The following is a 4645-nucleotide window of genomic DNA, read 5'->3' as shown; positions in this document are numbered from 1 at the left end:
TTATCCCAAAGGCTCTTGGGCATATCCTTAGGAAACAAATTCTCGATCCTATCGCTTATTTCCTCTATTTTCTCCACACCCAGAGACATGCACATTCTCTTTTTGGTCCCGAACATATTTATTAAAAGAGGATATTTCGACCCTTTAACGTTCTCAAATAGTACAGCCGGCCCGCCTTTTTTAACTATACGGTCAGCGATCTCAGTAATTTCAAGATCAGAGTCAACCTCAATTTTAACCTTTTTAAGCTCCCCGCTTTTTTCCAGAAAACTAATGAATTCCTGCATATCGGAAAACATATTACCTCCCCTTAATAAATTGAACGACCGTTCAAATTATACATTTTAAACAGTCGATTAGTTTATCACATTATTATAATTTTGTCAAGATGTTATATAAATGCCTGTCATTTAAGAATTAAAAGTGCACACTTTTTAACGGATTTAAAATTTAAAAGTGCACACCTGAAAAATCAAGAAAAAGTATTTATAGATATTGATAATAATATTGTGGAGAGTGTGGTTAATTACGAAGGTATCCCGTTGTTTGGGATACCGAAGTAATTATCCAAGCGATGGGGATAACATTTTTTTCTTGTTATCCCTAGAGTGGCACTATCCACAATTGGATTTTACAAATATAATCTAAGGCCAATAGTCAAAAATAAGGAGGCCTCAGATTATGTCACAACTACACAAAAATTTCACTGACGAACAAGTAAAGGAACTTATGGAACGCTATTTAAACAAAGAAATCGAAAGAAAATATATTCAGGGAATTCTTAACATTAAAAAAAGAAGGTTTTTTATTCTTATCAAAAACTACAGAGAAAACCCTGATAGCTTTTCCATACAATATTCCCGAAAAAACCCGACCCGTTCAATACCACAACCCATCGAAAACAATATCATCAAGGAACTAACAATTGATAAAATAATTATTGAAAACAAAGATGTCCCATTGAAACGCTACAACTATAGTTATATCAAAGACCGATTAAAAACAAAATACAAACAAAAGGTGTCTTTACCCACTATTATTAATCGCGCTAAAGAAAATGGTTTTTACTTAGGCAAACCTAAAAAGGCCGCGCACAGCCGTGAAGTATTAACCAATTACACCGGCGAATTAATTCAACATGATTCTTCGCATCATCTTTGGGCCCCTATGGCTAAAGAAAAATGGTATTTGATAACATCTATTGATGATTACAGTCGATTCATGTTCTATGCCGTACTTTTAAAAAAAGAAACTTCATGGGCCCATATAGTTGCTGCTCAAACTGTTATCTTAAAATACGGCTGTCCTTATCAATATTATGTCGATAACCATTCCATTTTCAGATTCGTTCGGAACAGAGATTCTGTTCATAATAATCATTACAAATTTACCGATGATGTTGATCCTCAATGGAAAAAAGTCCTTTCAGATTGCAATATAAAAGTCACCCATGCCTTATCACCACAGGCTAAAGGCAAAATAGAACGACCTTACGGCTGGCTTCAAGATCGGCTTATAAGAACCTGTGTCAGAGAAAATGTTATCGATATAAAACAGGGCCAAAACATTCTCAACCAGGAACTCTCCAGATACAACTATCGTCAAGTTCATTCTACAACCCAAGAGGTTCCCTATTCTAGATTCCAAAGAGCTTTAAAAAATAATATTTCTCTCTTTAGAGAGTTCAAAATTAAACCGCCTTTTCAGTCGGTTAAAGACATTTTCTGCTTGAGAATTGATAGAACCATTGATGCTTACAGAAAAATATCTATAAATAATTTGCAGCTTAAAGTTAATGACGCAATACCCAGAGAAACCGTTAACCTTCGTATTTATCCTATGTCCAACGGCATATCTGAGGTTAGATTCTGGTGCAATAATAAATTAATTGACATCCAAAACATTAAAAGTATTGAATTAAAGAGTGTGCACTTTTAATCTTTAAAGTGTGCACTTTTAAATTTTAGCTAACAGAAAAACCTGAAATCTCCAGCAATTCTCGGCGAAGCCCATACAGCGAACAAATCCGATAAATTTTATATCATTTAGTATCTTCTTAACGTTTTTCTTTAATTTCAATCGGACGTTTTTGTTTTTTTGAACATCTTTAGTTTTATAATCCCGATTTTAAAAACACCTTTATTGTAAGCTTACTCAACCTGACTGACTTTTTGGGAATCTTGTTCCTCCCGCCCGTTAATCTTCTCATGTCAAAGGATATGAGATTTTTGGATCGATAATCTTGTATAATAACTCTTCCCAACTGTTAAAAATCAATATCCTCAATGTGCATCGCAATTGATTCCAGTATTCATCACGCCTGCCGAATTTAGCTCTTGCTCTCTGGTATATCAGGCATGTCAGTTCAAATATCTGATGCATAAAAAACGCGAGTAAATTCAGCAAGAAAAAGTTCATTGATAAATTTTTCTTACCGTGCCCGAAATTGTGTTCTATGTGGTACCCTTGATTTTTTAGCGTGTTAAATGTCTCATTTTCTATCTTCCAGCGGCACCGGCCTCCTTTAACCAGCCATTCAACATTTTTCTCATTTACTTCAATATCTGTTACCCAACTGTTATGATACGTAACTTTCCCTTTGTCTTCCAGCCAGTATTCAAAATAATTCACATCCCAGCTATTTCCATTCCCGTTCAATGGAACTTTATTCGCCCACTCATATACATGCTTGCGTCCCTTTGAGTCTTTAACCTCATATCTCAATACTTCTCCAAGTTTTCTGCTGCCTTCAATAAATTCCTTGAGGCATTTATGATCATCCGGCTTCGCAACTAAAATATATCTCATATTATTTTCTTCTACTTTTTTTATAAATGGTTGTTTTGAATACAGGCTGTCTCCTACTATTATTAATTTAAGTTTCGGATGTGTACTATGTATCTTTTCTATTAATCGTTTGCCCGCGTTTATCTCACAGTCTTGTTTATCTGTCCCATCTGTATTTATTACAGGTTCAGGGCATATCGGTATCACCTGTTTACAACCGGGATGCATCAATACCGCCTGTTCTATTAAATGGTAATAATGAGTACTTCCTTTCTTTTCTTCCTTGAACAGGCATCCCGGACAATTAACCTTATCCGAACCAAAATAACCTGTTGCGTCTATCGATACTAAATATTCACCAGGTAAATATTGGTATTGTTCTAAATGTTTGCCTCTTTGCAAACTCAGAAACCAATCACTAAACACAGGTTCTAACGACCTGAATGAAACTTCATCTATCACATCACGCATCTGCGTCTCTTTCGGTATCCTTTCCACACCAAATATTGTCTTTAAATTATTTTGATGCGCCGCATCTTCCAACCGTTGTTGGAATTGAAGTATTGACGGATCCTGAAAGTACATCATTGCAAATCCGCTCATGAAAAAATCTTGCATTGAATACTCTGCTTTACCCTTATCCCGCCAGTCTTCTATTTGTGATATCCGAACTCCCAGTTGTTTCTTTAATCCTGAAAAACTTAAGTGCTTTTTTATATGCATCTCTCCTCCACCGTTTTTATTACTTATTCGGCTCTTTATTAATTTCTTAGGAGAGAAAATATAAAATCTTATACTCTTTACGAAAAATTTATCCCGTTTTCCTTAAAATCCCTTGTAAATACGATGTTTTCTATTTCACCGAGAATTGCTGTGAAATCTCAAGCGTTAAAAATCTTAAATTTCATTAATCCGGTTTTTTGAAGTATATACTTTGCCATAACATATAAGGTTTGGATGCCGTATTTTAAACTTCTGGTGAATGTAATTGATGAGGCTTCAGCAAAATAACGTGTGGGAATCGGAATATCTCCGATACGAAAACCGTAAAAAACAGCCTGGGCAAGGAATTCTGAATCAAAAACAAAATCGTTCGAATTCTCAGTGTAAGGGATCTTCATTAGAACCTCTCTCGTATATACCCGAAATCCTGAATGAAAATCCCCAAGATTCTGGCCTAAAATCATATTCTCTATTATTGTCAGGAACCTATTGGATATGTATTTATACAGCGGCATCCCGCTTTCAAGTGCTTCACGCCGTGTTCTTATCCGTGAACCGATTATAACATCACATATTCCCACGGATAAAAATCCTGTGGCAAAAGGAATTAAACGGCTGTCATATTGATGATCCGGATGAATCATAACCACTATATCAGCACCTGCTTTTAAAGCCTCGTTATAACAGGTTTTCTGATTTGCTCCATATCCTCTATTTTCAGTATGGCATAAAACCGTAATGCCTAACCCCCTGGCAATTTCCACTGTTCTATCCTTGCTGCAGTCATCTGTTAAAATTATTTGATCTGTGCTTCCTTCAGGTATATCTTTTAATGTTTCTTCAAGGGTATGCTCCGCGTTATATGCAGGCATAACAACAATTACCTTTTTTGATCGTTTTTGAATATTATTTTCCATTTTTTATTTTTTCAAGTTCTACAAGTTGTTTATTTACCATATCTATCTCTTTAGTCCGCCAAAAGTTAAGATGCGCTTTTATATATCTGAATTCTCCTTCCGCCTGAATATCTTCTCCGCTGTTTTTATAAGCTATAGCCAGAGCGTAATGGATATTTAATCCTTCCATATCCAAAGAACTTCCTTTCAGCAATACCTGCTTTGCCTGTTCAAATTGC

At 35.3% G+C, this 4645-nt stretch carries 5 protein-coding genes; 1 reads left to right on the top strand and 4 read right to left on the bottom strand.

Annotated features, from left to right (window positions below; genetic code table 11):
• On the bottom strand, positions 1-299 hold a 299-nt coding region (locus KKG99_12575), incomplete at its 3' end, for a UbiD family decarboxylase (protein ID MBU1013832.1).
• A 922-nt stretch (positions 300-1221) separates the two neighbouring features.
• On the opposite strand from KKG99_12575, the gene KKG99_12570 reads away from it, so the two are divergent.
• Complete coding sequence (locus KKG99_12570; protein ID MBU1013831.1) at positions 1222-1938, top strand: hypothetical protein; 717 nt, start codon at positions 1222-1224, stop codon at positions 1936-1938.
• A gap of 267 nt (positions 1939-2205) precedes the next feature.
• On the opposite strand, the gene KKG99_12565 is transcribed toward KKG99_12570, so the two are convergent.
• The 3 genes from KKG99_12565 to KKG99_12555 all read right to left on the bottom strand — a co-directional run.
• On the bottom strand, positions 2206-3510 hold the full coding sequence (locus KKG99_12565) for a transposase (GenBank protein MBU1013830.1): 1305 nt from the start codon (positions 3508-3510) through the stop codon (positions 2206-2208).
• A gap of 158 nt (positions 3511-3668) precedes the next feature.
• Entirely contained in the window at positions 3669-4382 is a 714-nt protein-coding gene (locus KKG99_12560) for a glycosyltransferase family 2 protein (protein ID MBU1013829.1), read from the bottom strand.
• A 34-nt stretch (positions 4383-4416) separates the two neighbouring features.
• A partial coding sequence (locus KKG99_12555) for a hypothetical protein (GenBank protein ID MBU1013828.1) occupies positions 4417-4645 on the bottom strand: 229 nt, incomplete at its 5' end.

The sequence above is a fragment of the Bacteroidota bacterium genome (assembly GCA_018816945.1).
GTDB lineage: Bacteria > Bacteroidota > Bacteroidia > Bacteroidales.
Note: the sequence above shows the minus strand (reverse complement) of the source record. Positions and strands in the feature narration are given on the sequence as shown.